A 15952-nucleotide genomic window follows, 5' to 3' on the forward strand; every position below is an offset into this window, starting at 1 on the left:
CGCATTAATGAGCACCGTTCATATCATTGGACGGTGTTTTTTGGTTATACCGCTAACTTTTGGTATGATAAGAGAATACTTTGAGAAAGAGGTGGAGATAAACATGACAGATTCAATCCATGGAGTTCATTTAGATAAAGCGACGTTTGCAGGAGGTTGTTTCTGGTGTATGGTGACGCCTTTCGAGTCACTGCCAGGCATTATTTCAGTTGTTTCCGGATATATTGGCGGGCACACGACCAATCCGACATATAAAGAGGTTTGTTCTGAAACGACAGGGCATGCGGAAGCTGTGCAAATTACATTTGACCCTGAATTGTACCCTTACGATAAATTGCTTGATACATTTTGGCGTCAAATTGATCCGACCGATGCTGGCGGACAATTTCATGATCGGGGATCCTCTTATCGGACGGCGATATTTGCCCATAGCGACGAGCAGCTCGCTAAAGCAGAGGCATCCAAACAAGCGCTGCAGGACAGCGGTCGATTCGATCGCCCCATCGTGACGGAAATCGAGCGAATAGATGCGGAAGCCTTTTATCCAGGGGAAGAGTATCATCAGGATTATCATCACAAAAATCCGCTTCACTACAAAGCCTACCGCAAAGGCTCAGGTCGCGACGCTTATATCTCACAATTTTGGAACACAGCGAAGGATAAAGAAGAGCGCAAGAAATCACTTACCCCTTTGCAATACGAAGTTACGCAAAACAATGCAACAGAGCGTCCCTTCCAGAATGAGTTCCACGATTACAAAGAAATAGGTCTCTACGTGGATATCGTCTCAGGCGAGCCCTTATTTACCTCTTATGATAAATTCGACTCAGGCTGCGGCTGGCCAAGTTTCACCAAGCCATTATTCGAAGGACATGTGAAAGAAGTAACAGATACGAGTCATTTCATGGTGCGTACAGAAGTGCGGAGCACAGAGGGGGATTCGCATTTGGGTCATGTTTTTAATGATGGTCCAGGTCCAAATGGTCTTCGTTATTGCATCAATTCGGCTTCTTTGCGATTCATTCCACTGGCTGACATGAAGAAGGAAGGCTACGGCGCTTACCTCCAATTCTTCGATCGGAAGTAATTGATGCGCCGAATCGTATGGACGGTGTTCTGGTCGCTTCAATGTCATGTGCCGTATCATACCTCGAATAATATGACGAAGCCAACAGGTGGCATGTTCACGGTCGTACAGTATGTCTAGGAGAGAATGGGTATAGTTATTTTATCCTCGAATGCCCCTTGACGTTGACCTGCTGTAGTAGGTAATATGAATTCCATAATCACATACGAAGTTATGATCAAAGACATGATTTTCTTCACGAACTGCCCAGAGAGAGAAGTACTAGCTGAAATCTTCTCCTGTTGCCGGTTGAAAATTACCCCTTTGTAGCTGTGACGCTGAACCTATGGGAATTGAAGCATGGAAGTAAGTGACACCGTCTTATCCCCGATAACGGATACTAATAAGGACTTGCGCTAGGCAAGTCGAATTAGGGTGGAACCACGAGCTGAACGCACTCGTCCCTTTCTGGGCGAGATGCGTTTTTTTGCGTTCACAACTACAAGGAAAGGGAGGTAAGAAGGCATGGATATTCAAGTGATTTTGCCAGATGGAACAAGTAGGAGGTACGAACAAGGTACGACAATTGAACAAGTTGCTGAATCGATTAGTGTGGGACTGAGGAAGCAAGCTATTGCTGGCAAAATGAAAGGACAATTGGTTGATTTACAGCAACAAGTTGATGCGGATGGCCACATTGAAATCGTCACTTGGGAAAGTGAAGAAGGGTTAGCGATTTATCGACACAGCACAGCACATGTACTAGCTCAAGCGCTTAAACGCATCTATGGTTTTCAGGCCATTAAGCTGGGAATAGGGCCGGTCATCGAAGATGGTTTCTATTATGATATCGATATTGATAAACCATTATCAAGTGATGATTTGCGAGCAATCGAAGATGAGATGGGTAAAATTATACAAGAAAACTTGCCGATTGTACGGCGAGTTGTCAGCCGAGAAGAAGCATTGGACATTTTTGCGAAGTTGAATGAGTCCTATAAACTTGAGCTTATCCGAGATCTGCCGGAAGACGTGTTGATTTCGATCTATGACCAAGGTGAATTCTTCGACCTCTGCCGAGGGCCTCATATTCCTTCGACAGGAAGAATTAAAGCTTTTAAACTGCTCCATGTAGCAGGGGCGTACTGGCGAGGTGATGCGAAGAACCCCATGCTGCAAAGGATTTATGGCACTGCATTTCTGAAGAAAGCACAGCTTGATGAACATCTGCATAGGCTCGAAGAAGCGAAGCAACGTGATCATCGTAAGCTTGGCAAAGAGCTTGAACTCTTTATGTTCTCGGAAGAAGCGCCGGGCATGCCTTTTTATTTGCCGAAGGGGATGATCCTGCGGAATGAGCTTGAGAATTTCGCTCGAGAGTTACAGCGCCTGAGAGAATATGACGAAGTGCGTACACCTCTGATGATGAATAATCGCATTTGGGAGGAATCGGGACACTGGGATCATTATAAAGACAATATGTACTTCACGCATGTAGACGAAACGAAGTGCGCGCTTAAACCGATGAATTGCCCAGGTCACATGCTGATCTATAAAAATAGCTTACACTCCTACAGGGAATTGCCGATTCGCCTTGCGGAATTTGGTCAGGTGCATCGTCATGAATATTCAGGTGCTCTGAATGGGATGATGCGCGTGCGTACTTTTTGTCAGGATGATGCCCATCTCTTCGTGTTGCCAGAACAAATTGAGGATGAAATCGGTCGGGTCATTGAGCTGATCTCGCATGTATATCAAGTGTTTGGCTTTCAGTATCGAATCGAGCTGTCAACACGACCGGTTGATTATATGGGTTCGAGTGAACTCTGGGATCAAGCGGAACAATCGTTGAAGAATGTCTTGGATAAAAGAGGGATCGCGTACCGCATTAATGAAGGGGATGGCGCTTTCTACGGGCCCAAAATAGATTTTCACATCCTTGATGCGCTGAAGCGGAGCTGGCAGTGCGGAACGATTCAATTGGATTTCCAAATGCCAGAGAAATTCGATTTAACTTATATCGGGGATGACAGTCTCAAGCATCGGCCAGTCGTGATTCATCGAGCTGTATATGGATCTATTGATCGCTTTATCGGGATTTTAACAGAGCATTTTGCTGGAGCTTTCCCGTTGTGGTTAGCACCTGTTCAAGTTAAATTGCTGCCAGTTTCAGATCACTATTTGGATTATGCCTTCCAAGTGAAGAAATCGCTTGAAGAGGCAGGGATACGCGTGGAAATGGATGCACGTGCAGAGAAATTAGGCTATAAAATCCGCGAAGCCCAGTTAGACAAAGTCAAGTACATGCTCATTCTTGGTGAAAAAGAACAAATCTCCCGCGGAGTCTCCATCAGAAAACGGGGAGAGGGTGATCTAGGAATTAGATCGCTTTCGGAAATTATGGAGCAAATCATTTCAGAAATTGCGGCAAAGCAATAACCTCGAATTGCTCCCGCGCGTTCATCCTCGAATAGCGAGATTATTTGTCATACCACGGATTCAAGTGTATAAGTACCTCATCTACGTCACTATGGTGATCCATAATGGATTTCTTGATGGCACGTGAGATGTCGTGCCCTTGTTGAATCGTAAGCTCTCCTGGTACGGAAATTCGCGCATCTACCAGAATATAATGACCGTGCTCTCTTGCACGTACACGATCAATACGTTTCACGCCAGGAACCGCTTCGATCAACGCAGTGTATTGCGAAAGCATGTGTTGATCGACGGTTTTTTCCATGAGGATATCGAAGGATTCTTTGGCCATTTCAATGCCTAACTTCAGAACTAAGAGGGATACAATGACCCCAGCGGCTGCATCGCCATAGGCTAACCAGTGAATGTCATAAGCTTTACCTATGAAAGCCAAACCAATACCTATAACAGCAGCAAGTGAGGCATACACATCGGCTAAATGATCATGTGCAGTTGCAATCAAGCTTTTACTATTGGTACTGCGCCCGATCCGGATGGTGTATATATAAAGAAGATATTTCCATACAACAGAAACCGCAGAAGCGATTAAAGCAATGAGGCTAGGCGCACTTGGCTCGTGGAATAGCGCTGTAACCGCGTGGTACCCGATATACATGGCTGCTACCACAAGAATGAAAGCAACAAAGCCCGATCCCAGAACTTCGGCTTTTCCATGGCCATAGGGATGATCTTCATCCGCGGGGAGCTTGGAAATACGCATAGCGCTAAGTGCGGCAATGGTTGCAATGATGTCTCCTGCGTTATGAACTCCGTCTGCTAGAAGTACTTCGCTGTTAAAAATGAGACCAATAATAATTTTGATAAACGTTAATAAAATGTTACTGATGAGGGAGAGCCAGATGGCCCAGACGGATGACTTGTTGTTGACGTGCATGAATGATGACCTCCTACAGAAGTGTTTCCCGAAGGAAAAAAAATCCCTCGACCTAAGGTCGGGGGATTGGGCTGTTTTTTTTATATAAAACTACTAAACTATCAAAATTCGTCATATTCAACACTTCACTTTTCACAAATATCTTTGTATAATACCACACATAATGAGAAATCACAAACCTCCAAATGTCATGGAAAGGAAGTCGAGAGGCATGCGCGTACACGAATTTATGGTTACGAAGGATTTAGAGCGAAGCGATTTATCAGGTATTTCTACGAAATCATCTCATTTTATTTCGGATATCACACTCGACTTTCAGTTTGATGATAAGCACCATAAAGTTGACGTGAAAAGTGTCTTGGGCATGCTGTTAGTTCCGATTAAAGCAGGCACAACGCTGCGTTTGCTTACGAGAGGAAAAGATGAGGAAGAGGCAATGCATTTTATTTTTGATTTATTTCGGATTTTTTGTTAACTGCAAGCTCGTATGCGCTTTCAGAAGACTGAATTTAATTGTATTAGCTCGACAAGATTAAATAGAGCTGTGACATGATAGATTATGCAAAATCGCCGGTATGACGCGAACATCCGCACTTTTGGTAAGTTGATTCAATTCGATGCAATTGGTTCTGCATCTACGAGATGTCAGAAGGCTCTGTGTACGGCTACCGCGGCTCCTGATGCGCGGAAGGTGCACAGACCTCCTGGGAGGCGGGCTGGCGCGTGACGGGCGAGCAGGGCACGGCTCTGTGGGACGGAGCGGGTGAGCCACTTGCCGAGGTTGTGGCCGCCGGGCGGAGTCCGATTGCCGCGACAATGGCAATGGTATTAGGTACTCAAAAAGCCAACAATTCACACGACGTGTGGGATTGTTGGCTTTTCTGTATGTAGCATCAATTTTAAGCTTCGCCTATCCAACTAAATGGAAAAAATACAGCTAATTTCACGCCGTCCGGCCGAAAACACACGATAGATGGATTTCATACAGCTAATTTTGCCAAATTCGACACTTGTGAGTGAATCGAGGCCAATTAGATACATGAAATCCAGTTATGTGTGATTTTCGCAAGATAGGAGTGAAATTAGCTGTAAGTAATCCAGTTATTGCCTAATTTAGAAGCTCGAACGAGCGGTAAACCCCACTCCAAGCGGCGATTAATGAATATCTTTCTTCTTGAATCGTCCACCTTTAACATCATGGATATTCCCGATGGCAAGAAAGGCTTTTGGATCCAAGTCGTCGACAATGGATTTGAGCTTCGCTTCTTCGAGTCGTGTAATGACGCTGAAGATGACCTTTTTATCATCACCCGTAAAGGCACCTTCGCCTTTGAGGTACGTGACGCCTCGACCTAACCGATTCGTAATCGAATCCCCGATTTTCTCGTATTCATCGCTAATAATCCAAACGGATTTGGATTGATCAAGACCTTCAATCGTGATATCAATCATTTTATAAGCAATAAAATAGGCAATCAGAGAATACATCGCACGATCCCAACCGAATACAAAGCCTGCACTGGCAAGAATAAACAAGTTGAAGAACATAACAATTTCGCCTACCGAGAAGGCTGTCTTTTTACTAAATAAAATAGCTACAATTTCAGTGCCGTCTAACGATCCTCCTGATCGAATAACGAGCCCGACGCCAATCCCAAGGATAATCCCACCGAATACAGCTGCTAACAAAGGATCCATGGTGATGGCTTTAACAGGGTGAAGTAAAGATGTGCCAATCGACATGATAATAACAGAGAAGGTGGTTGAGATAGCAAAGGTTTTGCCAATTTGTTTATATCCGAGTAAGACGAAAGGCAGGTTGAGCAGAACGAGAAATATACCGAGAGGGAAGCCAGATAAATGAGATGCAATGATGGAAATCCCTACTATGCCACCATCGATAATATGATTTGGAACTAAGAAAATTTCTAATCCGATGGAAACGAGAGCGGCACCGATGATCATAAAAAAGATTCTGCGTGCAAATTTCAATCTTGTTAATTTTTGATGTTGTGCATGAGTATGAGCTTGAGCTTGTGCCAGTGAATTAGCCATGAAAGTTCCTCTTTTCCTCAATCATTCATTTTCGTTACTTATGAGTAAGAAGGAATAAGGCCCGTATAACGTGAGGTGAATTTGAGGAAAGCAAGTAAGATAACTTTCAGCTTTTTCCAGATTAAATGTGTCAAAAAAACGATGAATACAACAAAAACGGTCATTTCATAGTGCTTGTGAAACTGATCATGCAGTTGAATTTTATTTTCGTAAACGTGAATGAATTCCTTATTAGGCGATTGCTGTTGACTAGTCAAGACCTGAGTGGTGTTGGCTGAAATGAGAACATCGGTATCGGCTGCAGCGTGATTGGATATGGGGGGTGTTAATGGGAAGACGAAAAGTCCGAGAATCAGCCAGACCATGATTGTCCAACAGCATTTGCGTGTTAAAGGGTTCACAACCATCCCCTCCAGACAATATGAATCCAAATTTGCTTGAATTGTAGCACTTCATCTCGAATGAGTCAAACTCCGATGTGTACGAAACCTGTTATCGGGATTTCCTATCGTGAATTTGGACCAATTAGGCCAATAGTGCATACATTAATAAGATGAACCCAAGTAGGAGAGGTGAAACTGTGAGCAGTGTGATTGGCATTCTCCTAGATCGTAAAACTTATCTCGGCATCCTTCGAAAACAAACCGGATATGAACATATTGACTACTATAATCAAGCAGCAGTTGAGCTAGGGTTGATCCCTTTCTACACGTGCTTAAAGCATGTTAACTCGAAGTCAGCGCTTGGCTTGAGTTATGAGAGTAAGAAGTATACGCTGAAACGCCTGCCGATCCCGAAGGTGATTCACAATCGTGCCATGACTCTCTCCCCGACTTCGCAGCAGAAATTAAAAGCGATAGCTAAGATAAGCCACGTTTTCAATGGTCAAAATAGACATGATAAGCTTCATATTCATCGATTGTTACGCGCGAGTGCGAATAGCTCTGAATTTCTTCCACATACCATGAAGTATTCACGTGAAAATTTGATTAAAGCGATTCACCGAGAGGATTCCTTTTTTGTCAAGCCAACGAATAGTTCTGTGGGAAAAGGAATTATAAAAGTTACTGCGATGCCAGATCGAACATGGCAAGTCTGGTGGAGTAATCAATTACCTAGGCAGCTTGTTGAACAGCAAATGATTGATTTTATAGATGAGAAAGTCAATGGCCAATCCTATTTGATTCAAAAAACGATTCCACTTTCGATGTATGAAGGACGCCCTTACGACTTAAGGGTATCGGTACAACGCGGCGCTAGAGGACAATGGGGAGTTACAGGGATTGCTGGAAAGGTCGCTGCAGATGGTCGCCATGTCACGAATTTGGCCAAGGGCGGTGAAGCTGTAATTTGTGAAAAGTTATTTCTCAGCAACGGCTTTGACCCTGTAGTAAAAAGGGAACAGGTTGAAAAAGCAGCACTACAGATCGCAGAGAGCTTGAGTCAGCAAATTCCCTCGATTTCGGATGTAGGGATGGATATTGGTATTGATCATCAAGGTGCAATATGGTTAATCGAAGTGAATGGCCGCGACCAGCGATATCAATATAAGCATTTGAATTTGAACAAGACTTTTTATCGCACATATGAAACACCGATGCTTTATGCCAAATATTTATTGAGCAAGTAAACCTGCGTGAAAAGGTGGAGTGGGGATGTGAGTGAACGTGTTCTCGTCATTAAAATGAATTTATTGCCATGGTACAACGAGCTTGACGATCGTTTGGAAGTGTATCATCCAACCTTTCCCGAAGCTGTTCGTCAGCGTATCCAGACGTTTGGCGAATTTCGAATGGTCTCGATTAATCGTATGCAGACACGTATAAGGCGAATTCCGGAAAAAGCTTAATGCCATTTGTGGGTAGAATTTAGGTGAATGTGGCATAATTAGTATAGAAGCAATACCCGTAGAGGCAGGGAAATACCTGCTTCTTTTTGTGTACAGAAAATGAATTTGGCTTTTGTGTTGCTTCATACCCCTATAAACAAGTAAAATAGAAGTGAAGCATTATTCGTTCGATGTAGGCTTTTACCCACAAGCAAATACAGGGTGTACAGGAAAAGGGGACATTTAAAGGTGAACGTTCATTTAAATTTTACAAACAAGGGCAAAGTGGTAATCGAAAATTTCAATAATGAGGAGCTCATTGAAATTTTTAGTCGTTATATTAACACGTTAACGAAGAAGTACGCAGTTGATATTACGGTACCTGCTGAAGCAAATCAGAATATCGTCCAAGATGGTTCATTTAAAGTTGTTCTTTCAAATGTACAATGTGATGTTGAGACTTTTTTCAAAGAGCTCGGGAGAGATATTAAAGTTCCTCTGAAGAAGAGAGCGGACGGTAAGCTCGAGAACGTGTTTAAAATTCAAGTGATTGATTAAGTTGCGGGGGCTTGTATGCTTAGTTTAGACGAGAAGTTAGCAATAGCAGCATCCTTCCCTGAACTGCAGCGTAAGGATGTTTCACTGGGGCGAATTAATTTTCATTATTTAGAAAGTGACTATGAGAAGACAACAGTTCTTTATCATCTTCACCCGAATGGAAATGGATTCGTGTATGCCGAATACATCCCAGGTTGTACGGTGGATGCCAAAGGTTTAATTAACATTCGGGATTATAGTGAAGACGAGCTTCGTAAGATTATTATGAAGTCGATTCAGTCTTTAACTCGTAGCGGTAGTCCCAAGGTTTCGAAGGTCGAGGAAGTCCAAGACCCTCAAGAAGAGATTTGGATTTGGGTAGATGAAGATGGCAACACGTTGAGCGTAACTTTTGTGGAAGATTTATGGTATATCTACGCCGGGGAAAACCTCGATTGCGCCTTTGAAACGTATGAAGAAGTCCAAGAGTATTTGGAAGAAGAAGGCTTCGATAAGAAGTGAGATCAGATGGATCAGAGATCAGATGGATTCAGTGGTAAGATGGATCAGAGAGATTCAGTGATAAGATGGATCAGAGAGATCAGCCCTCCTTGGAGGGCTTTTTTGTGTAATTTATAAAGAATAAAATTCAATGAAGTGTGGCAGGCTTGCAGGCACTGCCCACGGCTGGATTTGCGCACAAAAAAAGTGCGCAAGGCCAAAGGAGCCGCYGGYCACCGTAGGCTAGCGCACAAAAAAAGTGCGCAAGGCCAAAGGAGCCGCYGGYCACCGTAGGCTAGCGCACAAAAAAAGTGCGCAAGGCCAAWGGAGCCGCYGGCTACCGTACGCTAGCGCACAAAAAAAGTGCGCAAGGCCAAAGGAACCGCCGGCCACCGTAGGCTAGCGCACAAAAAATGTGCGCAAGGCCATTGACGCCACCCGCCACTATACGTAGCATGCATCGCACTCGTTTCCGGTTCAAGCGGCTATTTTATGTTATAATGTATGGTAATCGTTCAAGTACTACGAATGTCAAAGGGGAACATAACATAATGAAATTCAGACCATGTATTGATCTACATAACGGTAAAGTGAAACAAATTGTCGGTGAAACCCTAGGTGGCGTGGGGCAGGCAGTAGTTGAGAATTTCGTATCTTCGCACGACTCAACTTATTATGCGGAAATGTTCAAAAGAGATCGTTTAACCGGCGGGCATGTTATTATGCTTGGCGATGGGAATCAGGAAGAAGCGATTAAAGCACTTGCTGCGTATCCTGGGGGACTGCAAATCGGTGGAGGCATACATGCGGAGAACGCTAGCTTTTATTTGGAGCAAGGGGCCTCACACGTGATTGTAACGTCTTATATTTTTCGCGATGGACAGCTGAATATGGATAATCTGACACGGATCGTTGAAGCGATTGGCAAAGAGAAATTAGTTATTGATCTTAGCTGCAAAGAAAAAGATGGCAAGTGGTATGTAGCAACGAATCAATGGAAACAGTTAAGTGATGTGGAATTGAATCAAGAGACTATACGATTCTTTGAACAGTATTGCGATGAATTTCTGATACATGCGGTTGATGTGGAAGGGAAGCAGAGTGGGATCCAAGAGAGTCTGGTAAGTTCTTTGGCAGAGTGGGTCACTATTCCAACTACCTATGCTGGCGGTGCTAGATCATTTGAGGATTTGGCGTTATTTAGACAGCTTTCCCAAGGGAAATTAGATATTACGGTAGGCAGTGCTCTTGATATTTTCGGCGGGAAGCTCTCGTATGATGAGGTTGTCCAGCAGTTAAGCATCGCGTTGTAACAATAGTTTTTGTTTGTAAAAAGGATGTGTGCGATGGTACTTTGGCACAAGCTGTATGTGTGGGGAATTGGCATTATCCTACTGTTAATCATGATTGGAGAGCTAGTTTGGTTGCCAGATCCGTTAAGATGGGGGACACGCTTTTACTGGATAGATCTGATTGATGGGCTGATTTATGCGATTGCAATTGTTCCTTTGATCTGGATGGTGGCTGCACTTCTGCACCTTGTACAATCGCAAACACGGAGCATGAAAGTATTTCGTGGCCTCATCTGTTTTGTTTGTTTACTAAGTGCTGTTATTGTAGTTACCATGCCCAAAAAGCTAGAGTTCTCTGCTTCTGCAATGATCCTTAGTCTGCTTCTAATCGCAACGGATATGATCCTAGACGAAAGGAAGAAACGCAAAGTGCCACGCCAAAGTGTACTCTTTTTTGGTGTGACACTCGGTCTCTTGGCGTTGATGCTGTGGCCAACTTCCTATTTGGTAACCTATCCGGGTATTACGCTCAATATGAATCGATATGCGCAAGCTGAAAGTGGCTCTAAACATGGCGATATTTCGGGAGTTCTTATTTTCGAACGGCCGGCATTTCCAATGGACTGGTTGTATGCGAAGCTTTTTAAAGATTACACGTTTGAGAAGATCGAATCGTTAGGGATGTCGCTTGGCGAATATAATCAGGAAGTTCGTACAATGAAGGAAGACGCGAACGCCGCGGGAAGCGCGATTGCCTTCCATAAAGTGGGGATAGGCAAAGGCATCCTAGCGGATGGTGTTCGGATTACGGCCGTTTTGCAAAATACGAAAGCCGCTGAGGTGCTTCAACCAAGCGATGTCATTACAGCGCTGAATGGACAGCCGATTACCATGACTCAGGAGCTCAGCGAGCGGATGCAGGGAATCAAACCTGGGGAATCCATCCGACTATCGGTCATACGGAATAAAGCGAAAGTCGAGTTGATGGTAGCTACACGTGCCAGTACAGACGATCCAGCCCGTGCTTCCATCGGTATTATGATTGCGAATGAACTCCGCTACGATATCCCTGAGCTTGTGACTTATCATACCTATTTGTTGCATGAAGGTGGACCGTCACATGGAGCGATGCTGGCCTTAACACTAATAGACCAGCTAACACCCTGCGGTGTGACGTATGGTCATCACGTTGCCGGGACAGGGACTATTGAGCCCGATGGCTCCGTTGGTCCTGTCGGTGGGCTCGTGCAGAAAGCCTACACCGTGAGCCGTACGAATGCGGATGTGTTTTTCGTTCCTGTGTCTAATGAAGCTGAAGCGAGGAAAGGTGCTGGTGACTTACTTATCGTACCCGTGCGAACGTTAGATGATATCTTGAATTGGTTGAAAGTTAATCCCAAAGCTGGTGCACCCGCTTGCTCTTCTTCATAGGTTCGAGTTAATCTCGGGCCGCTTCATATAACTTGCTGGCAACAAGCTTGGGCTCATATTGCGGAGTTGTCATATGATCGCCATGGAGTTGCAGGAAGCGGAAGATGCCCAGTCGACTTGACATATGCGGATGCCAGCCATAGTTCGGATCACCGAATGGAATCACATTGTCTTCCATGATGTATACGTAGCTTTTGGGGATCGGAAGGCTGTAAAATTTCTTCAAATCTAACTTTTCAAATAACGGACCAGCTGGCTCTGGTGAAGCTTTGCTATAAATGCGTTTGGCTTGCTCGAGCGTTGCCAGATTGGTAAATGTTTCTCTAAATAGTTCGAAAGGCAGCGTAAGCGTGTTGTTTTTGGAACTCGCAACGAGCTGTTTGAATTGCTCTGTGATGTGAGGAGGGAACTCATCTGCGGCCATTCCGCCGTCTTTGAGGACGAAGGCGTTCAGAAATACGAGTCGCTTCAAGCGATCAGGAACGAGTTCTGCTACTTTTTGGATCAAAGTACCTCCAAAGCTGTGCGCAACTAGAATAATATTATGCAGGTTATGAGAAATAATGAAATCGGCGATCGATTTGGACATCATCGCATGCGTCACATTTTTATTCGGGTCAGCGCCATGTCCTGGGAATTCAGGGACGTAGACGGTATGACCTTTTTTGCTTAACTCTGAAGCTATACCGGCCCAGAAGCTGGTATCCGCCCAAGAGCCATGGACAAGGACGAAAGTAAGGGGCTGCTCTTTGGCACGGTAGGAGGAATCATTCTCTTGGATCCAAGGAGTTGGCATATAGGGCCAGTTAGTGGGCATGGGATTGGATGGATAAGGGTGTGGCCATGATGGGCCAGGATTCTGGTAATTCTCATTGGGATAAGTCATTGTGGTCTTCCTCTCGCGTAGTGATATCTTACTATATGCCCAGATGACGTTTGTGCGATTGGAAATTGAATTGGAAGGGAAACGGATCACAGAATGACACATAGGGAGCACAAGATGTATAGGTTTAGTGAAGCACCAATCTGGGAACTGCAACGGGCGTATTACGAGGAACAGGGTATTACAGCTTGGCAGAGCGGAGATGTGCCACAGTACATAACAAGTAATCGGGTGATGGCCATTTCTTATGCGGAAACGGTATTTGGTTTCTTGCAGGATAGAGCTAGAATTGGCCAGCTGACAGCTTCCGTGATGATCCTAGAACTAGGAGCGGGTTCAGGTCAATTCGCGTTTTATGTGTTGCAGGAGTTAACGAAACTAACGCAACAGGCTAGAATCCTGCTCCCGCCGTTTCGATATGTGATGAGCGATTTGGCAGAGAAGAACATAGCGTTCTGGAGGCAACATACCTGCTTAAGGCCATATGTGGAGCAAGGTGTGTTGGATTTTGCGAAATTTGATGCGGTACATCATAGTGAAATTTATTTGCAACATGCCGGCGAACGCATTGTATCTGGTGATCTTACGCAGCCGTTAGTTATTATGGCGAATTATTTTTTTGACAGCCTGCCACAGGAATTAATTTATATTGAAGATCATCAGGTGTATGATTGCCAAATTTCATTACAATTTCCGGACAGGGCTCATGAACTGAGTGTTTCTCAGCAGTTGAAAGAGGTGGTAGGGAGCTATCACTATCAAAGGGAAAACAGATATGATGACGAGTCATATCCATACCGTGAGCTATTACATGTGTATCGTCAGCATATTTCAGATTCTCATGTTCTTATGCCTGAAGTAGGCTTGGCATGTTTAAATCGTTTGAAAGCATTATCGCGGGAGGGTTTCCTGCTGCTAACCGCTGATAAAGGAGATCATCGCTTAGAAAGCTGGGAATATAACGAACCTCCTAAGCTCATTCATCACGGCAGTATTTCATTAACGGCCAATTATCATGCGATTAGCTATATTTGCGAAGCTCAGGGTGGACAGGCTTTGTTCACGAAGCATCCCTATACGTACTTAAACATCGGTTGTATGCTCAATCTTTCTGAACCTAACCAGTATGGACTCACCAGATTAGCTTATGATAGGTTTGTGGAACGATTTGGTCCTGATGATTTCTTTAATCTAAAGGAAGCTTTTGATACACAGGTGGAGCAGAAGACGATGCCGCAGCTTTTGGCCTTATGGCGCTTGAGCGGCTACGATACACAGTTTTTACTGCCCTGTACCAAACGTCTGATTGAGCTGATTCCAGATAGTATGGATCATGAATGGAGCGCGCTTCAGCAAGGAATTGATCACATGTGGGCACATTATTATCCAATGGATGGTAACACGGATGTTGCGCTAGCTTGTGGAATTCTATTGTATCAAATGGACATGTATCAGGAAGCAATCCCGTATTTTGAACGTACACAGCCGAATCTGGACAATGATGCGACTGTTCTCTATGAGATGGCGGTATGCTACTACGAGCTGGGACAAGATGATGCGGCCAGACGGTATGTAGAACGTACAATTTCGCAATCCCCTGCGCATGAAGAAGCAATTGCTTTACGGGAGCTATTGTTTTCAATGCGTTAACAAAATGGCTGAAGCTGCAACAATATCGGTGCTCCTGACGTTAGGAAAGTATCCATTACTTGTATGGTGCTAAATACCAATTTCAATTGAGAGGAGCACTCGCATGAAAAAAATAGCAGCATTAAGTTTAACTGTTTTGCTGGGCAGTAGTTTGACCTTTGGTTCCGCATACGCTTTCTCAGACTTAGAAGAAGGACAAGCAACAGCAGTTCTAGCTCTGAAAGATCGAGGTATTGTGAGTGGTTTTGATAACGAGCATTTTGTTCCAAGAGGTAAAATCAGCTATGCACAAAGTGTCCAAATGATCGTCAAAGGCTTGGACCTTAACTTGGATCATTTGCGATTCATTAAGCAACCACTAGCATCTGATAGCTATTCGAACATTCCGAATGATGCTTGGTATGCAGATGCGTTCATCATTGCGCATTACCACAACCTGGACATCCCGAAGGATGTGAATCCGAATGCAACGATCACACGTGAACAATTCGGAAATCTATTGGTTAAAGCGCTCGAAACCAAGGGACAATTTCCACTGGTGAAAATGTTTATCCAAATCCAAGATGAAGATCAGCTTACTGTAGACTATCAAGGCACCATTCAGAGATTATTGTTATACAAAATCACAACTCTCGATGGGGACGGTAATTTCCATCCCAAGAGCGAGCTTACTAGAGGAGAAGCTGCGACTTGGCTGTATAACGCCATTCGTATGCTAGAGACGCATGTGCAGAAACCACCACAAGTAGAAGAAGTCACGGTATCGGTTGAGAAAGTGAACGATGATGTGAACAAAGTGACACTTTCCAGAGGTGTCAAGCCGAATCCTGGCTATGGGATTAACATTGACAGCATCCAGTTTGAGCCCGGTGGTCAAGCCATTGTGAAGTATTCGTTGACTGAGCCGCAACCTGACAAAATGTATGCACAAGTCATGACGGAGGCAAAAGCGGAGACCTATGTATCTTCGAAGTATGTCGTGAAAGCTGAAGTTAGCGGAACGAAATAATAGGGAGCAATGCTGCTATCCGTTGAGGATAGTGGCATTTTTTTGTACGTTTACCACCTTTTATTCGGTTAGTGCAGGCTCGTACTCTCTCACATAGCATATAGCATCCTCTATCAGATGGGTGGTGAGAGATATGAAAACAATCAACTATTACACGTTAGCATTAGGTTTGTTAGGTGCAGCCAAATTAATTTTGGATGCATTTGGCATGGATATCATTACAGATGAGACAGCGAATGCCATTGCCAATGGTGTTGCTGCGCTTCTTTCTGTCATTGGGGTCTACACGAACCATCAAAAAACTGAATAATTCACCACAAGGCTAAGCCC

16 protein-coding genes and 1 pseudogene are annotated in these 15952 nt (G+C 44.2%); 13 read left to right on the forward strand and 4 right to left on the reverse strand.

The window, feature by feature from the left end:
* The first annotated feature begins 103 nt into the window (after positions 1-103).
* Together msrB and thrS are read left to right on the forward strand one after the other, a co-directional pair.
* Complete coding sequence (gene msrB / locus ASG89_RS25040; protein WP_057313733.1) at positions 104-1087, forward strand: peptide-methionine (R)-S-oxide reductase MsrB; 984 nt, start codon at positions 104-106, stop codon at positions 1085-1087.
* Positions 1088-1591: 504 nt separating this feature from the next.
* Positions 1592-3505 carry a threonine--tRNA ligase gene (gene thrS, locus ASG89_RS25045; RefSeq protein ID WP_057313734.1) on the forward strand — a complete coding sequence of 638 codons (1914 nt, stop codon included), beginning with the start codon at positions 1592-1594 and terminating at the stop codon, positions 3503-3505.
* Positions 3506-3545: 40 nt separating this feature from the next.
* Here thrS and ASG89_RS25050 read toward each other — a convergent pair whose 3' ends face one another.
* A complete protein-coding gene (locus tag ASG89_RS25050; RefSeq protein ID WP_057313735.1) occupies positions 3546-4436 on the reverse strand; it encodes a cation diffusion facilitator family transporter in 891 nt (296 codons plus the stop codon).
* A gap of 211 nt (positions 4437-4647) precedes the next feature.
* On the opposite strand from ASG89_RS25050, the gene ASG89_RS25055 reads away from it, so the two are divergent.
* Positions 4648-4911, forward strand: coding sequence for an HPr family phosphocarrier protein (locus tag ASG89_RS25055; protein ID WP_057313736.1), 264 nt, complete (start codon positions 4648-4650; stop codon positions 4909-4911).
* A gap of 155 nt (positions 4912-5066) precedes the next feature.
* Positions 5067-5228: pseudogene (locus ASG89_RS37875) on the forward strand (gfo/Idh/MocA family oxidoreductase); the annotation flags it as partial.
* Positions 5229-5591: 363 nt separating this feature from the next.
* Here ASG89_RS37875 and ASG89_RS25060 read toward each other — a convergent pair.
* Positions 5592-6401 carry a YitT family protein gene (locus ASG89_RS25060; RefSeq protein WP_235549920.1) on the reverse strand — a complete coding sequence of 270 codons (810 nt, stop codon included), beginning with the start codon at positions 6399-6401 and terminating at the stop codon, positions 5592-5594.
* A gap of 128 nt (positions 6402-6529) precedes the next feature.
* Positions 6530-6892, reverse strand: a complete 363-nt coding sequence (locus ASG89_RS25065; protein WP_057313737.1) for a hypothetical protein — start codon at positions 6890-6892, stop codon at positions 6530-6532.
* Between the two features lie 179 nt (positions 6893-7071).
* On the opposite strand from ASG89_RS25065, the gene ASG89_RS25070 reads away from it, so the two are divergent.
* The 6 genes from ASG89_RS25070 (at position 7072) to ASG89_RS25095 (ending at position 12080) form a co-directional block, all read left to right on the forward strand.
* Positions 7072-8121, forward strand: coding sequence for a YheC/YheD family protein (locus tag ASG89_RS25070; RefSeq protein ID WP_057313738.1), 1050 nt, complete (start codon positions 7072-7074; stop codon positions 8119-8121).
* 27 nt (positions 8122-8148) lie between these two features.
* Positions 8149-8340 (forward strand): hypothetical protein, encoded by a 192-nt coding sequence (locus ASG89_RS25075; protein ID WP_057313739.1) that lies wholly within the window; start codon positions 8149-8151, stop codon positions 8338-8340.
* A gap of 228 nt (positions 8341-8568) precedes the next feature.
* Entirely contained in the window at positions 8569-8877 is a 309-nt protein-coding gene (locus ASG89_RS25080) for a hypothetical protein (RefSeq protein ID WP_056621264.1), read from the forward strand.
* Between the two features lie 15 nt (positions 8878-8892).
* Entirely contained in the window at positions 8893-9378 is a 486-nt protein-coding gene (locus ASG89_RS25085) for a hypothetical protein (protein ID WP_057313740.1), read from the forward strand.
* A 530-nt stretch (positions 9379-9908) separates the two neighbouring features.
* Complete coding sequence (hisA, locus tag ASG89_RS25090; protein ID WP_057313741.1) at positions 9909-10670, forward strand: phosphoribosylformimino-5-aminoimidazole carboxamide ribotide isomerase; 762 nt, start codon at positions 9909-9911, stop codon at positions 10668-10670.
* 33 nt (positions 10671-10703) lie between these two features.
* Positions 10704-12080, forward strand: coding sequence for a PDZ domain-containing protein (locus ASG89_RS25095; protein ID WP_057313742.1), 1377 nt, complete (start codon positions 10704-10706; stop codon positions 12078-12080).
* Positions 12081-12087: 7 nt separating this feature from the next.
* Here ASG89_RS25095 and ASG89_RS25100 read toward each other — a convergent pair whose 3' ends face one another.
* Positions 12088-12966 (reverse strand): alpha/beta fold hydrolase, encoded by an 879-nt coding sequence (locus ASG89_RS25100; protein WP_235549910.1) that lies wholly within the window; start codon positions 12964-12966, stop codon positions 12088-12090.
* 114 nt (positions 12967-13080) lie between these two features.
* On the opposite strand from ASG89_RS25100, the gene ASG89_RS25105 reads away from it, so the two are divergent.
* The 3 genes from ASG89_RS25105 (at position 13081) to ASG89_RS37210 (ending at position 15932) form a co-directional block, all read left to right on the forward strand.
* Positions 13081-14613, forward strand: a complete 1533-nt coding sequence (locus ASG89_RS25105; RefSeq protein ID WP_235549911.1) for a tetratricopeptide repeat protein — start codon at positions 13081-13083, stop codon at positions 14611-14613.
* A gap of 103 nt (positions 14614-14716) precedes the next feature.
* Positions 14717-15622, forward strand: a complete 906-nt coding sequence (locus ASG89_RS25110; protein ID WP_057313744.1) for an S-layer homology domain-containing protein — start codon at positions 14717-14719, stop codon at positions 15620-15622.
* Between the two features lie 133 nt (positions 15623-15755).
* A complete protein-coding gene (locus tag ASG89_RS37210) occupies positions 15756-15932 on the forward strand; it encodes a hypothetical protein (protein ID WP_200963533.1) in 177 nt (58 codons plus the stop codon).
* Positions 15933-15952: the final 20 nt, after the last annotated feature.

The organism is Paenibacillus sp. Soil766, from assembly GCF_001428105.1.
Classification (GTDB): Bacteria; Bacillota; Bacilli; order Paenibacillales; family NBRC-103111; genus Paenibacillus_E.